The organism is Vibrio sp. 03_296 (assembly GCF_002265885.1).
In genome coordinates this window covers 1-762 of record NZ_NPKW01001180.1, presented here as the reverse complement: position 1 = coordinate 762, position 762 = coordinate 1, and the positions used below count along the sequence as shown (strand labels likewise).

Annotated in this window: 1 rRNA gene; it reads right to left on the bottom strand. The window is 53.1% G+C overall.

The annotated features are described in order from the left end of the window. Positions 1–762: ribosomal RNA gene (locus CIK04_RS30770) — 16S ribosomal RNA — on the bottom strand; the annotation flags it as partial.

Genomic DNA, 762 nt, shown 5'->3' with positions numbered 1-762 from the left:
GCTGGCAAACAAGGATAAGGGTTGCGCTCGTTGCGGGACTTAACCCAACATTTCACAACACGAGCTGACGACAGCCATGCAGCACCTGTCTCAGAGTTCCCGAAGGCACTCCAGCGTCTCCGCTAGATTCTCTGGATGTCAAGAGTAGGTAAGGTTCTTCGCGTTGCATCGAATTAAACCACATGCTCCACCGCTTGTGCGGGCCCCCGTCAATTCATTTGAGTTTTAATCTTGCGACCGTACTCCCCAGGCGGTCTACTTAACGCGTTAGCTCCGAAAGCCACGGCTCAAGGCCACAACCTCCAAGTAGACATCGTTTACAGCGTGGACTACCAGGGTATCTAATCCTGTTTGCTCCCCACGCTTTCGCATCTGAGTGTCAGTATCTGTCCAGGGGGCCGCCTTCGCCACCGGTATTCCTTCAGATCTCTACGCATTTCACCGCTACACCTGAAATTCTACCCCCCTCTACAGTACTCTAGTCTGCCAGTTTCAAATGCAGTTCCGAGGTTGAGCCCCGGGCTTTCACATCTGACTTAACAAACCACCTGCATGCGCTTTACGCCCAGTAATTCCGATTAACGCTCGCACCCTCCGTATTACCGCGGCTGCTGGCACGGAGTTAGCCGGTGCTTCTTCTGTCGCTAACGTCAAATGATAGTGCTATTAACACTACCACCTTCCTCACGCTGAAAGTGCTTTACAACCCGAAGGCCTTCTTCACACACGCGGCATGGCTGCATCAGGCTTGCGCCCATTGTG